At 60.0% G+C, this 16,708-nt stretch carries 13 protein-coding genes; all 13 read left to right on the forward strand.

The genetic code is table 11. The features are described 5' to 3' along the window. Nucleotides 1–228 precede the first annotated feature (228 nt). The 13 genes from iolC (at nucleotide 229) to AB3226_RS25530 (ending at nucleotide 16,534) form a co-directional block, all read left to right on the forward strand. Nucleotides 229–2,166 carry a 5-dehydro-2-deoxygluconokinase gene (iolC, locus tag AB3226_RS25470; protein ID WP_367375112.1) on the forward strand — a complete coding sequence of 646 codons (1,938 nt, stop codon included), beginning with the start codon at nucleotides 229–231 and terminating at the stop codon, nucleotides 2,164–2,166. A 202-nt stretch (nucleotides 2,167–2,368) separates the two neighbouring features. Continuing rightward, the gene (gene iolE, locus AB3226_RS25475) at nucleotides 2,369–3,262 is read left to right on the forward strand and encodes a myo-inosose-2 dehydratase (protein WP_050681562.1); all 894 of its coding nucleotides are present in this window, start codon (nucleotides 2,369–2,371) and stop codon (nucleotides 3,260–3,262) included. Continuing rightward, nucleotides 3,259–4,068 carry a 5-deoxy-glucuronate isomerase gene (gene iolB / locus AB3226_RS25480; protein WP_367375113.1) on the forward strand — a complete coding sequence of 270 codons (810 nt, stop codon included), beginning with the start codon at nucleotides 3,259–3,261 and terminating at the stop codon, nucleotides 4,066–4,068. Before iolE ends, iolB begins: the two co-directional genes overlap by 4 nt. 44 nt (nucleotides 4,069–4,112) lie before the next feature. After that, entirely contained in the window at nucleotides 4,113–5,615 is a 1,503-nt protein-coding gene (locus tag AB3226_RS25485) for a CoA-acylating methylmalonate-semialdehyde dehydrogenase (protein ID WP_367375114.1), read from the forward strand. A gap of 26 nt (nucleotides 5,616–5,641) precedes the next feature. Next, nucleotides 5,642–6,463: a TIM barrel protein gene (locus tag AB3226_RS25490; protein WP_367375115.1), complete on the forward strand. Its 822-nt coding sequence runs from the start codon at nucleotides 5,642–5,644 to the stop codon at nucleotides 6,461–6,463. A gap of 167 nt (nucleotides 6,464–6,630) precedes the next feature. After that, entirely contained in the window at nucleotides 6,631–8,562 is a 1,932-nt protein-coding gene (gene iolD / locus AB3226_RS25495) for a 3D-(3,5/4)-trihydroxycyclohexane-1,2-dione acylhydrolase (decyclizing) (RefSeq protein WP_367375116.1), read from the forward strand. A gap of 31 nt (nucleotides 8,563–8,593) precedes the next feature. Continuing rightward, on the forward strand, nucleotides 8,594–9,619 hold the full coding sequence (locus tag AB3226_RS25500) for a Gfo/Idh/MocA family protein (protein ID WP_367375117.1): 1,026 nt from the start codon (nucleotides 8,594–8,596) through the stop codon (nucleotides 9,617–9,619). Between the two features lie 125 nt (nucleotides 9,620–9,744). Further along, nucleotides 9,745–10,605: a sugar phosphate isomerase/epimerase family protein gene (locus tag AB3226_RS25505; RefSeq protein WP_367375118.1), complete on the forward strand. Its 861-nt coding sequence runs from the start codon at nucleotides 9,745–9,747 to the stop codon at nucleotides 10,603–10,605. A gap of 136 nt (nucleotides 10,606–10,741) precedes the next feature. Beyond that, complete coding sequence (locus AB3226_RS25510) at nucleotides 10,742–11,794, forward strand: Gfo/Idh/MocA family oxidoreductase (protein ID WP_367375119.1); 1,053 nt, start codon at nucleotides 10,742–10,744, stop codon at nucleotides 11,792–11,794. 367 nt (nucleotides 11,795–12,161) lie between these two features. Beyond that, nucleotides 12,162–13,088 (forward strand): sugar ABC transporter substrate-binding protein, encoded by a 927-nt coding sequence (locus tag AB3226_RS25515; protein WP_367375120.1) that lies wholly within the window; start codon nucleotides 12,162–12,164, stop codon nucleotides 13,086–13,088. Nucleotides 13,089–13,157: 69 nt separating this feature from the next. Continuing rightward, nucleotides 13,158–14,723: a sugar ABC transporter ATP-binding protein gene (locus AB3226_RS25520; RefSeq protein WP_367375121.1), complete on the forward strand. Its 1,566-nt coding sequence runs from the start codon at nucleotides 13,158–13,160 to the stop codon at nucleotides 14,721–14,723. Between the two features lie 56 nt (nucleotides 14,724–14,779). After that, nucleotides 14,780–15,802 carry an ABC transporter permease gene (locus tag AB3226_RS25525; protein WP_008012126.1) on the forward strand — a complete coding sequence of 341 codons (1,023 nt, stop codon included), beginning with the start codon at nucleotides 14,780–14,782 and terminating at the stop codon, nucleotides 15,800–15,802. 327 nt (nucleotides 15,803–16,129) lie between these two features. Next, complete coding sequence (locus tag AB3226_RS25530; RefSeq protein ID WP_007907888.1) at nucleotides 16,130–16,534, forward strand: TraR/DksA family transcriptional regulator; 405 nt, start codon at nucleotides 16,130–16,132, stop codon at nucleotides 16,532–16,534. The last annotated feature ends 174 nt before the right edge of the window (nucleotides 16,535–16,708 follow it).

Here is a 16,708-nt window from a genome sequence, read left to right on the forward strand (position 1 = left end):
GTAGGCCGGAATAAAATCTTGAGCTTGCGCCCGCCCTGGGGTCTGCTGAAACGATGCACTGTGTCTGGAATGCTTGTGTGAAAGTTTATTGGAAAAAATATTCCACGTAAAAAATATTTAGAATAATTATTGATTGTTCGGTCCGGGTCGTTTTAGTCTGCATCCACCAAGAGTGTTCGGCGCCTTCATCGCCCCGAACGCAGGCTGATAAAAATAACAGGAGCCAGCATGGGCCAGACTCGTTTTGCCAGTGGGCGTCAATTGGATCTGATTTGCCTGGGACGCCTTGGCGTCGACCTCTATGCGCAGCAAGTAGGGGCGCGGCTGGAGGATGTGAGCAGCTTCGCCAAATACCTCGGCGGTTCGTCCGCCAACATCGCTTTCGGCACCGCTCGGCTGGGTCTGAAGTCGGCGATGCTGAGCCGGGTAGGGGACGACCACATGGGCCGCTTCCTCGTTGAATCGCTGACCCGTGAAGGCTGCGACGTCAGCGGCATCAAGGTCGATCCGGAACGCCTGACCGCCATGGTCCTGCTGGGCCTCAAGGACCGCGAAACCTTTCCCCTGGTGTTCTACCGCGAAAATTGCGCCGACATGGCGTTGCGCGCCGAAGACATCAGCGAAGCCTTTATCGCCTCCAGCAAAGCCTTGCTGATCACCGGCACTCATTTCTCCACCGACGGCGTCTACAAGGCGAGCATCCAGGCGCTGGACTACGCCGAGAAACACAACGTCAAACGGGTGCTGGACATCGACTACCGCCCGGTGCTCTGGGGCCTGGCCGGCAAGGCGGACGGCGAGACCCGGTTCGTCGCCGATCAGAACGTCAGCCAGCACGTGCAGAAAATCCTCCCGCGTTTCGACCTGATCGTCGGCACTGAAGAAGAGTTTTTGATCGCCGGTGGTTCCGAAAATTTGCTCACTGCATTGCGCAACGTCCGGCAACTGAGCGCGGCGACGTTGGTGGTCAAGCTCGGCCCGCAAGGCTGCACGGTGATTCATGGGGCGATCCCGGCGCGTCTTGAAGACGGCGCGATCTATCCCGGCGTGCGCGTCGAAGTGCTCAACGTTCTGGGCGCCGGCGATGCCTTCATGTCGGGTTTCCTCAGCGGCTGGCTGGAGGACGCCAGCGACGAGCGCTGCTGCCAGTTGGCCAATGCTTGCGGCGGTCTGGTGGTGTCGCGCCATGCCTGCGCCCCGGCGATGCCAACCCGCGCCGAACTCGACTATCTATTCAACAGCCCGGTACCGATTACCCGGCCGGATCAGGACGCCGTGTTGCAGCGTCTGCATCAAGTCAGCGTGCCGCGCAAACAGTGGAAGCAACTGTTCATCTTCGCCTTCGATCATCGCGGGCAATTGGTGGAACTGGCCCACAAGGGCGGGCGCGACCTGAACGCTATCGGCGAGCTCAAACAACTCTTTATCAAAGCCGTGGAGCGGGTCGAAGCCGATTTGCGTGAGCAGGGCGTCGAGGCTGATGTCGGCTTGTTGGCCGATCAACGTTTCGGTCAGGACTCGCTGAACACCGCTACCGGTCGCGGCTGGTGGGTGGCTCGGCCGGTGGAAGTGCAGGGTTCGCGGCCATTGGCGTTCGAGCACGGGCGCTCGATCGGCAGCAACCTGATTGCCTGGCCGCAGGAACAGATCATCAAATGCCTGGTGCAATTCCATCCCGACGACGAGCCGCTGCTGCGTCTGGAGCAGGAAGCACAGATAAAGGGGTTGTATCAGGCCTCCCAGGTCAGCGGGCATGAACTGCTGCTGGAGATTATTCCGCCCAAGGATCACCCCTCGACGCATCCAGACGTGCTGTATCGCGCGCTCAAACGCCTCTACAACCTGGGCATCTACCCGGCGTGGTGGAAGATCGAAGCGCAAAGCGCCGAGGAGTGGAAACAGCTCGACGAGCTGATTCAGCAACGCGATCCGTATTGCCGTGGCGTGGTGCTGCTGGGCCTGAACGCCCCGGCGGCGGCGTTGGCCGAAGGGTTTCAGCAGGCCAGCCAGAGCCAGACCTGCCGAGGTTTTGCCGTGGGCCGAACGATTTTCCAGGAACCGAGCCGCGCGTGGATGGCCGGTGAAATCGACGACGAAACGCTGATCCGCCAGGTGCAGGGCACGTTCGTCGAATTGATCGAAGCCTGGCGCACGGCCCGCGCTTGAACAAATTGGCTGATTGATCGGGCTTTTGTGGCGAGGGAGCTTGCTCCCGCTGGACTGCGAAGCAGTCCTAAATCAACCGGCCCGGTGTATCAGGTAAACCGCATTCACAGGTTTGCGACTGCTTCGCAGCCGAGCGGGAGCAAGCTCCCTCGCCACAGGTGATCGGTTGAACATTTTAGTAAAAACAATAAAAGGTGCAGCCATGCCCGCTATCCGAATTGGCATCAACCCGATCTCCTGGAGCAACGACGACTTGCCGTCCCTCGGTGGCGAGACGCCGTTGAGCACCGCCCTCAGCGAAGGCAAGGAAATCGGCTACGAAGGTTTCGAACTCAACGGTAAATTCCCCAAGGATGCCAAAGGCGTCGGCGACGTGCTGCGGCCCTACGACCTGGCGCTGGTCTCCGGCTGGTATTCCAGCCGTCTGGCCCGCCGTTCCGTGGCCGAGGAAATCGACGCCATCGCCAGCCATGTCGAGCTGCTGGCGAAGAACGGCGCGAAGGTGCTGGTCTATGGCGAAGTCGCCGACTCGATTCAAGGCCAGCGCATTCCCTTGGTCGAGCGCCCGCGTTTTCACACCGAGCAAGCCTGGCAGGAATACGCCGACAAACTCACTGAACTGGCACGCTTCACCCTGTCCCAGGGCGTGCGCCTGGCGTATCACCACCACATGGGCGCCTACGTCGAATCTCCGGCGGACATCGACAAACTGATGGCGCTGACCGGCAGTGAAGTCGGCCTGCTGTTCGATTCGGGCCACTGCTACATGGGCGGTGGTGAACCGTTGCAGGTGCTGCGCAAACACATCGAACGCATCTGCCACGTGCATTTCAAGGACGTGCGCAAACCGGTGGTGCAACTGGCGCGCAACAACCTGTGGAGCTTCCCGGACTGCATCATCAACGGCACCTTCACCGTCCCCGGCGATGGCGACATTGATTTCGGCGCCTTGCTTGACGTTCTGCTGGGCGCCGATTACCACGGCTGGCTGGTGGTCGAGGCCGAGCAGGATCCAGCGGTGGCACCGAGTTACGTCTACGCCAAAAAAGGCTACGACACCTTACGTGCACTGCTCAACGAGAGGACCGCGCGATGAGCCTGTTGGTCAAAAGCAATGCTCGCGGCCGGACCATGGTCGAGTTGGGGCAGGGTGAGCTGGAATACGTCGGCTTCGCCGCTTACCGTCTGAGCCTCGGCGAAACCCTGCCGGTCAGCGCCGACGACAAGGAACTGTGCCTGGTGCTGCTCAGCGGCCGGGTCAGCATCAAGGGTGAAGCGCCGGGGCAGGGCGCGTTCGATTGGGACAACATTGGTGATCGCCAGTCAGTGTTCGAAGACAAATCCCCGTTCGCGGCGTATTTGCCGCCCGGCAGCCAGGCGCAGGTGGTGGCGTTGAGCGACGTGCAAATCGCCGTCTGCGCCGCCCCCGGTTCGACCGCCGAAAACCTCGGCCCACGGCTGATCAAACCCGACAACATGAAACGTAGCGTGCGCGGCAAGGGCGCCAACACCCGTTACGTCTGCGACATCCTGCCGGACACCGAACCGGCCCATGCGCTGCTGGTAGTGGAAGTGCGTACGCCGTCCGGGCACTCGTCGAGCTACCCGCCGCACAAGCACGACACCGACGATCTGCCGCATCAGAGCTTTCTCGAAGAAACCTATTACCACCAGGTCAACCCGCCCCAAGGCTTCGTGTTCCAGCGGGTCTACACCGACGATCGCAGCATCGACCAGGCCATGGCCGTGGAAAACAGCGACCTGGTGGTCGTGCCCAAGGGCTATCACCCGGTCAGCGTGCCCTATGGCTACGAGTCGTATTACCTGAACGTGATGGCCGGACCGAAACGCGTCTGGCAGTTCCATAACGATCCGCAGCACAGCTGGTTGCTGCATCTCTGAACTAAAAAGCCTGAATTTAAACATTCGAACGGAGAACAAGAACAATGAGCAGCGCCCAGGTAATAGGCCATTACATCGACGGTCAGGTGCAAGACAGCGGCAGCGAGCGGTTCAGCAATGTCTTCAACCCGGCCACCGGCAGCGTTCAGGCGCGAGTCGGGCTGGCCAGTCAGAAGACCGTAGACGACGCCGTCGCATCGGCCTTGAAGGCGTTCCCGGCGTGGTCCGAGCAATCGTCGTTACGCCGTTCGCGGGTGATGTTCAAGTTCAAGGAACTGCTCGACCGCCATCACAACGAATTGGCAGAAATCATCAGCCGCGAACACGGAAAGGTGTTCTCGGACGCCAAGGGCGAAGTGACGCGCGGCATCGAAATCGTCGAGTACGCCTGCGGTGCGCCGAACCTGCTGAAAACCGAGTTCAGCGACAACATCGGCGGCGGCATCGACAACTGGAATCTGCGCCAGCCGCTGGGCGTTTGTGCCGGCGTAACCCCATTCAATTTCCCGGTGATGGTGCCGCTGTGGATGATCCCGATCGCGCTGGTCACCGGTAACTGCTTCATCCTCAAACCGTCCGAGCGCGACCCGTCGGCCAGTTTGCTGATGGCGAAATTATTGACCGAAGCCGGGTTGCCGGACGGTGTGTTCAACGTGGTCCAGGGCGACAAGACTGCCGTCGACGCCTTGCTGCAACACCCGGACATCGAGGCTATTTCCTTTGTCGGCTCGACGCCGATTGCCGAGTACATCCATCAGCAAGCAACCTCGCGCGGCAAACGCGTACAGGCGCTGGGCGGGGCGAAGAACCACATGATCGTCATGCCCGATGCCGATCTGGATCAAGCGGCAGATGCACTGATCGGCGCGGCGTACGGCTCGGCTGGCGAACGCTGCATGGCGATTTCGATTGCCGTGGCGGTCGGTGATGTCGGCGACCAATTGATAGCCAAACTGCTGCCGCGCATCGATCAACTGAAAGTCGGCAACGGCATGCAGGGCGACAGCGACATGGGGCCGCTGGTGACCGCCGAGCACAAGGCCAAGGTCGAAGGCTTTATCGGCGAAGGCGTGGCCCAGGGCGCGCAGCTCATTGTCGACGGACGCAACTTCAAGGTGCCGGGCGCCGAGAACGGTTTCTTCGTCGGCGCGACGCTGTTCGACAACGTCACGACCGAGATGAGCATCTACCAGCAAGAGATCTTCGGCCCGGTGCTGGGCATCGTGCGCGTGCCGGATTTCGCCAGCGCCGTGGCGTTGATCAATGCCCATGAGTTCGGCAACGGCGTGTCGTGTTTCACCAGTGACGGCGGCATCGCTCGCTCGTTTGCCCGCAGCATCAAGGTCGGCATGGTCGGCATCAACGTACCGATTCCGGTACCGATGGCCTGGCACTCGTTTGGCGGCTGGAAGCGCTCGCTGTTCGGTGATCACCACGCTTATGGTGAAGAAGGCATTCGCTTCTACAGCCGCTACAAAAGCGTGATGCAGCGCTGGCCCGACAGCATCGCCAAGGGCCCTGAATTCAGCATGCCGACAGCCAAATAATTCACGTGTGCGGAGAACAACAAAAAATGAGCAAACCCCTGCGTTTCGCCCTGAACCGTATGGTCGCCCCACGTTTGTCCTTGCCCGCGTTCATCGAGTTGGCGGTGACCCTCAAGGCCGACGCCATCGAAATCCGCAACGACCTCAAGGGTGTCGAGATCGAGGACGGCACCGCGCCCGAACACGTGCGTGAGCTGTGCGCGGCCAAAGGCATCACCGTACTGTCGATCAACGCGCTGTATCCGTTCGATGTCTGGAATGACGAGCGTCGTGCGCAAGCCCTGAAGCTCGCCGCTTATGCCCGTGATTGCGGTGCGCAGGGTTTGGTGATGTGCCCGTTGAACGACCGCGCCGATCCACGAACCGAAGCGCAGCGTGCTTCCGGGCTGCGCACGGCGTTGAGTGAACTGGCGCCGATCCTGCGCGATCACGGCATCCTCGGTTTCATCGAGCCGCTGGGTTTCGAAGAATGCTCGCTGCGGCGTAAACGCACGGCGGTCGATGCAATCAAGGCCATCGGTGGGCTGGATGTGTTCCGTCTGGTGCATGACACCTTTCACCATCACCTGGCCAGCGAACATGAATTCTTCCCCGAGCTGACCGGGCTGGTGCACATCTCCGGCGTCGAAGATGCCGAGGCACCGCTGGCGACCATCCGCGACGGCCACCGGGTGCTGGTGGGCGAGGGTGACATCCTGGGTAACGCGGCGCAGATCGAAACCTTGCTCGCTACCGGCTACAGCGGCTACCTGTCGTTCGAACCGTTCGCCGACAGCGTCCATGGCCTGGCGGATATCCAGACGGCGATTGGCGCGAGCATGGATCACCTGCAGAAATCCCAAGGTTAATGGAGAACCCTGTGGGAGCGGGCTTGCCCGCGATGGCGGCAGCACATTCAACATTGATGTGTCAGGTCGATCGCTATCGCGGGCAAGTCGGATCGCCGCACCGCCGCTCCCACAGTGATCGCATTCCACAGCACACACCGGATTTAGCTTCAAAGGAAGGTGCAAGCATGACCACAACAAGACTGACCATGGCCCAGGCCCTGGTGAAATTCCTCGATAACCAGTACATCGAGGTCGATGGGGTTCAGAGCAAATTCGTCGCCGGGATCTTTACCATTTTCGGTCACGGCAATGTGCTGGGACTGGGGCAAGCCCTGGAGCAGGACAGCGGCGACCTGATCGTCCATCAGGGCCGCAACGAGCAAGGCATGGCCCACGCCGCCATCGGTTTCGCCAAGCAACACCTGCGGCGCAAGATCTACGCCTGTTCTTCATCGGTAGGCCCGGGTGCAGCGAACATGCTCACCGCTGCCGCGACGGCCACCGCCAACCGTATTCCCTTGCTGCTGTTGCCCGGCGACGTTTATGCGTGCCGCCAACCGGACCCGGTGCTGCAACAGATCGAGCAGTTCCACGACCTGAGCATCAGCACCAACGATGCCTTCAAGGCCGTGAGCAAATATTGGGACCGGATCAACCGTCCCGAGCAGTTGATGACCGCGGCGATCCACGCCATGCGCGTGCTCACCGACCCCGCCGAAACCGGCGCCGTGACCCTGGCCTTGCCGCAAGACGTACAGGCCGAAGCTTACGACTATCCCGATTACTTCCTGCAAAAACGCGTGCACCGCATCGAGCGCCGCCCGGCCACCGAAGCGATGCTCGGTGATGCGTTGGCCCTGTTCAAAGACAAGCGCAAGCCGCTGATCATCTGCGGCGGTGGGGTCAAATACTCCGGCGCCAATGCAGCGTTGCAGGCGTTCGCCGAGCGCTTCGATATTCCCTTCGCCGAAACCCAGGCCGGCAAAAGCGCGGTGGTGTCCAGCCATCCGCTGAACGTCGGTGGGATCGGCGAAACCGGTTGCCTGGCGGCGAATCTGCTGGCCAAGGATGCTGATTTGATCATCGGTGTCGGCACTCGCTACGGCGATTTCACCACCGCATCGAAATCCTTGTTCAAGCACCCGGATGTGCAATTCCTCAACCTCAATATCAGCCCCTGCGATGCCCTGAAACTCGACGGCGTGCAGCTGTTGGCGGACGCCAAAACCGGCTTGAGCGCCCTGGCTGATGTGCTGGGCGACTATCGCTCCAGCTGGGGTGACCAAACCCGCCAGGCCAAGGCGCAACTGGATGAAGAAGTGGATCGCATCTATCAGGTTGAGTATCAGACCGAGGATTTCGTCCCGGAAATCAACGACCACATGGACCCGGCGGTGCTGCGCGAATTTATCGAGCTGACCGGTTCCTGCCTGACCCAGAGCCGGGTACTCGGCGTGCTCAATGAAACCCTGGCCGATGACGCCGTGATCGTCGCCGCCGCCGGCAGTCTGCCCGGTGACTTGCAGCGCAGCTGGCGCAGCAAGGGCGTGAACACTTACCACGTCGAGTACGGTTATTCCTGCATGGGTTACGAGGTGAATGCCGCACTGGGCGTGAAGCTCGCCGAGCCTGAGCGCGAGGTCTACGCACTGGTTGGCGACGGCTCCTACATGATGCTGCACTCGGAACTGGCGACCTCGATCCAGGAGCGACGCAAGATCAACGTGGTCCTGCTGGACAACATGACCTTCGGCTGCATCAACAACCTGCAAATGGAACACGGCATGGACAGCTTCGGCACCGAGTTCCGTTTCCGAAACCCGGAAACCGGCAAGCTCGATGGCGGTTTCGTGCCGGTGGATTTCGCCATGAGCGCGGCGGCTTACGGCTGCAAGACTTACAAAGTGAACACCGTTGAAGCGTTGCAAGCCGCGTTGGCCGATGCGCGGTTGCAGACGGTGTCGACGCTGATCGATATCAAGGTCCTGCCCAAAACCATGATTCACAAATACCTGTCGTGGTGGCGGGTCGGCGTGGCGCAAGTCTCCACCAGCGCCCGCACCGACGCGGTGGCCAAGACCCTCAACGAACGACTGGCCAAGGCCCGTCAATACTGATTGCCCTGAACGAACCCACAGGAGTGTTTATATGTCTTTGCTTTCTAATTCGTTGCGGATTGGCGTCATCGGCACCGGGGCCATCGGCCAGGACCATATCCGCCGTTGCAGCCAGACCTTGCTCAATAGCCAGGTTGTCGCGGTCACCGACATCAATTTGCAGCAAGCGGCCAAGGTCGTTTCCGATCTGAAACTGACTGCTGAGGTCTATCCCGACGGTCATGCGCTGATCAAGGCACCGGAAGTCGAAGCGATCCTCGTGACCTCCTGGGGCCCGAGCCACGAAGAGTTCGTGCTGGCGGCGATTGCCATCGGCAAACCGGTGTTCTGCGAGAAGCCGCTGGCGGTCACCGCCGAAGGCTGCCGCAAGATCGTCGAGGCCGAAGTGGCCCGCGGCAAACGACTGGTGCAGGTCGGTTTCATGCGTCCATACGATGAAGGCTATCGCGCGTTGAAAGCAGTGATCGACAGCGGCCAGATCGGCGAGCCGTTGATGCTGCATTGCGCTCACCGCAACCCGACCGTGGGTGAAAACTACAAGACCGACATGGCGATCACCGACACGCTGATCCATGAACTGGACGTGTTGCGCTGGTTGCTCGACGACGATTATGTGTCGGTGCAAGTGGTGTTCCCACGCAAGACCAGCAAGGCCCACGCCCATTTGAAAGACCCGCAAATCGTGCTGCTGGAAACTGCCAAGGGCACGCGCATTGATGTGGAAGTGTTCGTCAACTGCCAGTACGGCTACGACATCCAGTGCGAAGTGGTGGGGGAGACCGGCATCGCCAAACTGCCGGAACCGTCGCAGGTTCAATTGCGCAGCGGGGCGAAGCTGTCGAATGCGATTCTGATGGATTGGAAGGATCGCTTCATCGCCGCGTATGACGTCGAATTGCAGGCGTTCATCGACGGCGTGCGGGGCGGGCAGGTGGGCGGGCCGTCGGCGTGGGATGGTTTTGCAGCGGCAGTGGCGGCGGATGCCTGCATCGAAGCGCAGAACAGCGGGCAAATCGTAAAAGTCGGCCTGCCAGACCGCCCACGCTTCTACGGCTAACCCTGATCCCCTGTGGGAGCGAGCCTGCTCGCGATTGCGATCTGACAGTCACATTGGTGTTGGATGTGCTGCCGCCATCGCGAGCAGGCTCGCTCCCACAAGGGGAGTGGTGAAGGAGAATAAAAATGCGCATCGCACTAGACCCTTACATGTACCGCAGCCTGTCCCTGGGCAAGATGGTCGACAAGGTTGCCGAGCTCGGTTACGAGCACATCGAGCTGTCGCCCCGGGAAGATTTCCTGCCGTTCTACAAAGCCCCGCGGGTCGACAAGGCGCGGATCAAGGAATTTCGCAAAGCCCTGAGCGACACCGGGGTCAAACTCTCTTCCTTATTACCGATGTACCACTGGGCTGCCGCCGATGAAGGTTTGCGTGTGGCCGCCGTGCGTAACTGGAAGCGCGCGATCCAGATTGCCGTGGAGATGGACTGCGAACGGGTCAACACCGAGTTCACCGGCCAGTCGGACAACCCGCTGGTGTGCGAAAACCAGTTCATGCGCTCCATGGACGAGTTGATCCCTGAGTTCGAACGCGAAGGGGTCAAGCTCGATATTCAGGCCCATCCTTATGACTTCTGCGAGCGCAATAACGAGTCGGTCGACATCATTCGCGGTCTGGACCGGGACTGGATCAACTACCTCTACGCCGCGCCGCACACATTTTTCTATGACGACGGTGTCGGTGATATCGCCTCGATGCTCAAGTACGCCGGCTCAAAGCTGAGCCACCTGATCATCGCCGACACCTACAACCACAAGGCTTCCTCGGGCTTGCGCTACATCGTCAACCCGCCGGGCGTCACCGCCACCGTGCACCAGCATCTGGACATCGGCCAGGGTGAGGTCGACTGGGAAGCGTTTTTCGGCACCTTGCGCGAGATCAAGTTCGATGGCATCGCGACCGTCTCGGTATTCGCCTGGGAAGACCGGCCGGATGAGTCCAACCGGATGATGCTCGAACGCGTCAAAAACGAACTCTGCCGCTGACCGACTTACACAAAACCTGTGGGAGCGGGCTTGCCCGCGATGACTGCGGCACATTCAACATATCTGTGATTGTCAGACCGCTATCGCGGGCAAGCCCGCTCCCACAGGGGCCGCGTTCTATAAGGAGAGTACTTTCATGCGTATCGGACTTGTCGGTTACGGCCATGGCGGCCGGTTTTTCCATGCTCCGCTGATCAGCAGTTTGCCGGCGGCAACCTTCGTGGGCGTGGTCACCCGTTCTGCCGAGCGCCGACAACTGCTGGCGGCGGAACACCCCGGCGTGCCGGCCTTCGACAGCATCGGCCAACTGGTCGAAGCCGGGGTTGATGTGTTGGTGATCTCCACACCGCTCAAAGGGCGCCCGGCGCTGGTGCTCGACGCCATCGAACATGAGGTAGCGGTGGTCAGCGACAAGCCGTTCGCTGCTGATGCGCAACAGGCGCAAACCCTGATCACCATGGCCGAGCGCCAAGGCGTGCAACTGAGCGTCTACCAGAACCGGCGCTGGGACTCGGACTTTCTCACCGTGCGCAAACTCATCGAGTCCGGTGCGCTGGGTCAGGTCACCCGTTTCGAATCGCGGATCGAGCGCTATTCCCCGCAGTCGGTGAACAACGGCAGCGGCGGCGGTTTTCTGCGCGATCTGGGCAGCCATCTGGTGGATCAGGCGCTCTTATTGTTCGGCCCCGTCATCCGGGTTTATGCCGAACTGGATTACCTCGAAAAAGGCCAGCCCTTCGACAATGGTTTTTTTATGTCCCTGACCCATGCCAACGGCGTGATCTCGCACCTGGGCGGCAGTTGCCTGCAAAACACTCCCGGCCCGCGCTTTCGCGTGACCGGCACCCAGGGCTGCTACAGCGTCGACGGTCTGGATGGGCAGGAGGCGTCGACCCTTGCCGGGCTCACGCCGAAATCCGAAGGTGAGCGCTGGGGTGTTGAAGAGCATCGGCGCTGGGGCTGGTTCGAGCAGGGCGAGGTGCGTGAGCGGGTGCCGTCCGAGCGTGGCTGCTGGAATCAGTTCTATTTGCAGCTACAAACCGCGTTACAGAGCGGTGGCCCACTGCCGGTCGACGCCCGTGATGCACTGGCGACCACCCGCGTGCTAGACGCTGCGCGGCTCAGTTTCGAGCGGCATCAAGTGGTGGCACTGAGCCCGTTTGAGAGCCATGGAATAAAATCAGAATAAAATTCTAAAATGAGTTGATATAGAAATTATTTTCCAATAAAGTCATTTCCAGGTTGCCGACTATCAACGTCCGATCACGCTCAAGCAGGCCTTGAACGGGTGAAGGACGCACCAAAAACAAGAAACAAAAGCCAGGTACCGTCGATGAAAACCTTCAACTCTGCTTTGCATGCTTTACGTTCCGCGCTGCACCTCTCTCGCGACCTGCCTCGCGTCTCGTTTCAATCCTTCTTTCGCTTGCTTTGCGTCGAACGCAACAGCGCCCTGGTCTGCTGTATTCCGGGTGCACCGATTGTCCGCTTGCCCACTCACTGAAATCGTCACGCCTTATCCATAAAACCAACAAGAATGTGGAGAAAGACTTTTCATGAAGACCAAGATCCGTTTCGCCTCGCTGGCCTTGCCCCTGATGTTCGCCAGCGGCGCCGCACTCGCTGACATGAAGATCGGCGTCAGCATGTCGCAGTTCGATGACACCTGGCTGACTTACCTGCGCGAATCCATGGACACCAAGGCCAAGTCCTATCCCGATGGCGTCAAGCTGCAGTTCGAAGACGCCCGCAGCGACGTGGTCAGGCAGTTGAGCCAGGTAGAAAGCTTCATCAGTCAGAAGGTCGACGCCATTGTGGTCAACCCGGTGGATACCGCCGCCACCAAAAAAATCACTGAAGCAGCGGTCAAGGCCGGTATTCCCCTGGTGTACGTCAATCGTCGTCCCGATGACATGAACCTGCCCAAAGGCGTGGTCACTGTTGCTTCCAACGATCTGGAGGCCGGCCAGATGCAGATGCAGTACCTGGCCGACAAAATGGGCGGCAAGGGCGACATCGTGATTCTGCTCGGTGACTTGGCCAACAACTCCACCACCAACCGCACCAAGGGCGTAAAAGAGGTGCTGACCAAATACCCGAACATCAAGATCGAGCAAGAGCAGTCCGGCATCTGGTCGCGGGACAAGGGCATGACCCTGGTCAACGACTGGCTGACCCAGGGCCGCAAGTTCGACGCGGTGGTCTCTAACAACGACGAGATGGCAATTGGCGCGGCAATGGCCCTGCAACAGGCTGGCGTTGCCAAAGGCAGTGTGCTGATCGCCGGTGTCGACGGTACGCCCGACGGTTTGAACGCGGTGAAGAAGGGCTCTCTGCTGGTCTCGGTGTTCCAGGATGCCAAGGGTCAGGCGGACGGTTCGATCGACACGGCGGTGAAAATGGCCAGGAACGAACCGGTTGAACAGGCCGTGTGGGTGCCGTATCGCCTGATCACGCTGCAAAACGTCGACACCTTCAAATAGCCCGTCCGTTCGATAACAACAATAAGCACGCAAGGTTGCGACGCGACCTTGCTGATGGAGGACCTGATCATGTTCGCTTCAGCGACTGTTTCGAGCACCCCGTTAGTGGGTATCCAGCCAACTGCAACACCTGTCGATGAGCCGTACCTGCTGGAGATCATCAACGTCAGCAAGGGTTTTCCCGGTGTGGTGGCCTTGTCCGACGTGCAGCTTCGGGTGCGTCCCGGTTCCGTGCTGGCGCTGATGGGCGAGAACGGCGCCGGCAAATCCACCCTGATGAAAATCATTGCCGGCATCTACCAGCCGGACGCCGGCGAATTGCGCCTGCGGGGCAAGCCGGTGGTCTTTGAAACACCGCTGGCTGCGCTCCAGGCCGGGATCGCGATGATCCACCAGGAACTCAACCTGATGCCGCACATGAGCATCGCCGAGAACATCTGGATCGGCCGCGAACAGCTCAACGGCCTGCACATGATCGACCATCGCGAAATGCACCGTTGCACCGCCAAGCTGCTGGAGCGTCTGCGGATTAATCTCGACCCGGAAGAGCAGGTGGGCAACCTGAGCATCGCCGAACGGCAGATGGTCGAGATCGCCAAGGCTGTGTCCTATGATTCCGACGTCCTGATCATGGACGAGCCGACCTCGGCCATCACCGATAAAGAAGTCGCGCATCTGTTCTCGATCATTGCCGACCTCAAGAGCCAGGGCAAAGGCATCATCTACATCACCCACAAAATGAACGAAGTGTTCAGCATTGCCGATGAAGTGGCGGTGTTCCGTGATGGCGCCTACATCGGCTTGCAGCGGGCCGACAGCATGGACGGTGACAGCCTGATTTCGATGATGGTCGGCCGCGAGCTGAGCCAGTTGTTCCCGGTACGCGAGAAGCCGATCGGCGATCTGTTGCTGTCTGTGCGCGACCTAAAACTGGACGGCATTTTCAAGGATGTTTCCTTCGATCTGCATGCCGGCGAGATCCTTGGCATCGCCGGGTTGATGGGCTCGGGAAGGACCAACGTTGCCGAAGCGATTTTCGGCATCACCCCAAGCGACGGCGGTGAAATCCGCCTTGACGGCGAAGTGGTGCGCATCAGTGATCCGCACATGGCGATCGAGAAGGGCTTCGCGCTGTTGACCGAAGATCGCAAGCTCAGCGGCCTTTTCCCGTGCCTGTCGGTGCTGGAGAACATGGAAATGGCAGTCTTGCCCCATTACGTCGGCAACGGCTTCATCCAGCAGAAAGCCCTGCGGGCATTGTGTGAAGACATGTGCAAGAAGCTGCGGGTGAAAACGCCGTCGCTGGAGCAATGCATCGATACGCTGTCCGGCGGTAATCAGCAGAAGGCCTTGCTGGCGCGCTGGCTGATGACCAATCCGCGCATCCTGATTCTCGACGAGCCGACCCGGGGTATCGATGTTGGTGCCAAGGCCGAGATCTACCGGCTTATTTCCTACCTCGCCAGCGAAGGCATGGCGGTGATCATGATTTCCTCGGAACTGCCGGAAGTGCTGGGCATGAGCGACCGGGTCATGGTCATGCACGAGGGCGACCTGATGGGCACGCTCGACCGCAGCGAAGCGACCCAGGAACGAGTGATGCAACTGGCCTCGGGCATGTCCGCGGTTCACTAATGGATGCTGGCGGTGGCCATGGCTGCCGTCGCGACGCAATAGAAGGGTGAGTGGTTATGAACGCAATACTGGAGAACAAGCCCGCAGTGGCACCGGTCAAGAGTCGCCGGCGCTTTCCGACCGAGTTGAGTATTTTCCTGGTGTTGATCGGCATTGGCCTGGTCTTCGAAATGTTCGGCTGGATCGTGCGGGACCAGAGCTTCCTGATGAACTCTCAGCGACTGGTGCTGATGATCCTGCAAGTGTCGATCATCGGACTGCTGGCGATCGGGGTGACCCAGGTCATCATCACCACCGGTATCGACCTGTCTTCCGGCTCGGTGCTGGCGCTGTCGGCGATGATTGCCGCCAGCCTGGCCCAGACCTCGGACTTTGCCCGGGCGGTGTTTCCGTCCCTGACTGACCTGCCGGTGTGGATTCCAGTGATCGTCGGGCTTGGGGTGGGATTGCTGGCGGGGGCGATCAACGGCAGCATCATTGCGATCACCGGGATTCCACCGTTCATTGCCACTCTTGGCATGATGGTCTCGGCCCGCGGCCTGGCGCGCTACTACACCGAAGGTCAGCCGGTGAGCATGCTCTCGGATTCCTACACGGCCATCGGACACGGCGCGATGCCGGTGATCATCTTTCTGGTGGTAGCGGTGATCTTTCACATCGCCCTGCGCTACACCAAGTACGGCAAGTACACCTACGCCATCGGCGGCAATATGCAGGCGGCGCGCACCTCCGGGATCAACGTCAAGCGGCATTTGGTGATCGTCTACAGCATTGCCGGTTTGCTTGCAGGCCTCGCCGGGGTGGTGGCGTCGGCGCGGGCCGCGACCGGGCAGGCCGGGATGGGCATGTCTTATGAACTGGATGCGATTGCCGCAGCAGTGATCGGCGGCACCAGCCTGGCCGGTGGCGTAGGGCGGATCACCGGCACCGTGATTGGCGCGTTGATCCTCGGGGTCATGGCCAGCGGCTTTACCTTTGTCGGTGTTGATGCTTATATTCAAGACATCATCAAAGGGCTGATTATTGTAGTGGCGGTGGTCATCGACCAGTACCGCAACAAGCGCAAACTCAAGCGCTGAAGCCGGACTAAACGCGAAAATGCGCCACGCCTGACCCGCGTGGCGCAGCCGTTTGTCTTCTATATACAGCCGCTCGACTGAATTTCTTGCTATAAACGCACTCCGATAAGCGGCTCAAAGCCTGCCGTAGCGCACTTTCAGGGCTTTGTCGGACAGATTTGCTGTCTTTTCAGTTGCTGAGGCCTCAAGTCGGCCTTAGACTGCCGCCCCTCGTAAATTGAGTGCCGGGTGGCGCTTGGAATAAACGGCGCCTTTCCAATGACCGCTTCAGGTTCAACGGATCGCTCCCTAATTCGCCTTAATGCACGTTTTTTTATAGAGATATCAATGACAAAGGACAAGTTGCTGGCCATGCCGGCGGATGACTACATGAATGCCGAGCAACATGCTTTTTTCTCCGAGCTGTTGCAGAACATGAAAGTCGAAACCCATGAGCGCATCGAACAGAATCGCATCGCCATCGAGAGCCTGGACACCCCGGCCGATCCGGCTGACGCGGCTTCCGTCGAAGAAGAGCGCACCTGGCTGGTGAACGCGATCGATCGCGACCAGCGCATGCTGCCTCAATTGGAACAGGCCCTGGAACGTATCAAGGAAGACAGCTTTGGCTGGTGCGACGACAGCGGCGAGGCCATCGGCCTGAAGCGCCTGCTGATCAGCCCGACCACCAAGTACTGCATCGAAGCTCAAGAGCGTCACGAGCAGATCGACAAGCACCAGCGTCAGGCCTGATTCAGTAGCGCCCCCATCGCGGGCAAGCCCGCTCCCACAGGTTCAACACGGACCTTGTGGGAGCGGGCTTGCCCGCGATGCTTTTCGACGTCTGTGAAAACACCCGCGCACTTCTATTGATCTGCTTCAACCCCCCCCCACTACTAACGGACCATAGATAATGGCTTTGTAGTG

Origin of the sequence: Pseudomonas lini, from assembly GCF_964063345.1 — a bacterium.
In the GTDB taxonomy this organism is placed as follows: Bacteria; Pseudomonadota; Gammaproteobacteria; order Pseudomonadales; family Pseudomonadaceae; genus Aquipseudomonas; species Aquipseudomonas lini_B.

Coding starts and splice junctions, on each gene's coding strand:
- iolC (WP_367375112.1), top strand. CDS start 229: ATGGGCCAGACTCGTTTTGCCAGTGGGCGTCAATTGGATCTGATTTGC.
- AB3226_RS25520 (WP_367375121.1), top strand. CDS start 13,158: ATGTTCGCTTCAGCGACTGTTTCGAGCACCCCGTTAGTGGGTATCCAG.
- iolB (WP_367375113.1), top strand. CDS start 3,259: ATGAGCCTGTTGGTCAAAAGCAATGCTCGCGGCCGGACCATGGTCGAG.
- AB3226_RS25505 (WP_367375118.1), top strand. CDS start 9,745: ATGCGCATCGCACTAGACCCTTACATGTACCGCAGCCTGTCCCTGGGC.
- AB3226_RS25485 (WP_367375114.1), top strand. CDS start 4,113: ATGAGCAGCGCCCAGGTAATAGGCCATTACATCGACGGTCAGGTGCAA.
- iolD (WP_367375116.1), top strand. CDS start 6,631: ATGACCACAACAAGACTGACCATGGCCCAGGCCCTGGTGAAATTCCTC.
- AB3226_RS25530 (WP_007907888.1), top strand. CDS start 16,130: ATGACAAAGGACAAGTTGCTGGCCATGCCGGCGGATGACTACATGAAT.
- AB3226_RS25525 (WP_008012126.1), top strand. CDS start 14,780: ATGAACGCAATACTGGAGAACAAGCCCGCAGTGGCACCGGTCAAGAGT.
- AB3226_RS25500 (WP_367375117.1), top strand. CDS start 8,594: ATGTCTTTGCTTTCTAATTCGTTGCGGATTGGCGTCATCGGCACCGGG.
- iolE (WP_050681562.1), top strand. CDS start 2,369: ATGCCCGCTATCCGAATTGGCATCAACCCGATCTCCTGGAGCAACGAC.
- AB3226_RS25510 (WP_367375119.1), top strand. CDS start 10,742: ATGCGTATCGGACTTGTCGGTTACGGCCATGGCGGCCGGTTTTTCCAT.
- AB3226_RS25515 (WP_367375120.1), top strand. CDS start 12,162: ATGAAGACCAAGATCCGTTTCGCCTCGCTGGCCTTGCCCCTGATGTTC.
- AB3226_RS25490 (WP_367375115.1), top strand. CDS start 5,642: ATGAGCAAACCCCTGCGTTTCGCCCTGAACCGTATGGTCGCCCCACGT.